Raw genomic sequence first — 754 nt, 5'->3', positions numbered from 1 at the left:
AGCGGCAGCTTGGCAATGGTGAGCTGGTATTTGATCGACCTGGCTTGCTTCTCGTTGATCTCGGCGTTGAGCAGGTCGCCGACAATGCGCTGAGGTTCGTGCTGGCGCTTGACGGCAGTTGCCATGATCTCGTCGAAGGCAGCCTTCATGCCGTAGAGCTTGAGTTCGCCCATGAGGTCGAAGATTTGGGTTCGTTCCATCAGATGGTCCTCCGGAGGTTGTCGTAGCGGGCACAATCGGCGATCGGTGCATGACGGAGCGTCAGTGCGGCCGGCGTCATGATGTTGGCCGGTGGGGCAGGTTCACGTTGACGGGCCAGGATGTTGAGAACGACATCTGCGGAATGGACGCCATGACCGAGCGCTTCGGCACAGGCCGCTTCCACCGCGGGCAGACCGTCAGTCAGCACCGCGTTGAGGATGTCGACCATCTGCCGATTGCCATCGTCGGTGCTGGCAAGCTTGCGCCGGATCCGCTCGATCGCGGCCGGCAGCACCCAGTCTTTGAAGGGAGCACCGTTGCGCAAGGCGCCGGGTTTGCGGGCGAGCACCGGCACATAATGCCAGGGGTCGTAGACAGTATCGCCGCGGCCAAAGGATCGCGGGTGCTCGGCAACGATGCGTCCATCCTGACGGATCACGATGCGATCCGCATAGGCTTGAACCTCGACCGGTCGTCCGACTGCGCTGGCTGCGACCGAGTACTTGTTGTTGTCGAAGCGCACCAGGCAGGTCTTCGAGACCGATGCCGTCAC

At 62.1% G+C, this 754-nt stretch carries 2 pseudogenes; both read right to left on the bottom strand.

The features are described 5' to 3' along the window. A pseudogene (locus AC0L23_RS39980) lies at positions 1-200 on the bottom strand (IS21-like element helper ATPase IstB); the annotation flags it as partial. Positions 201-208: 8 nt separating this feature from the next. Beyond that, a pseudogene (locus AC0L23_RS39975) lies at positions 209-754 on the bottom strand (Mu transposase domain-containing protein); the annotation flags it as partial.

Source organism: Bradyrhizobium sp. MI1.4, from assembly GCF_055811315.1.
The sequence above is the reverse complement of the archived record's forward strand: the minus strand, read 5'-3'. Positions and strand labels throughout refer to the sequence as shown.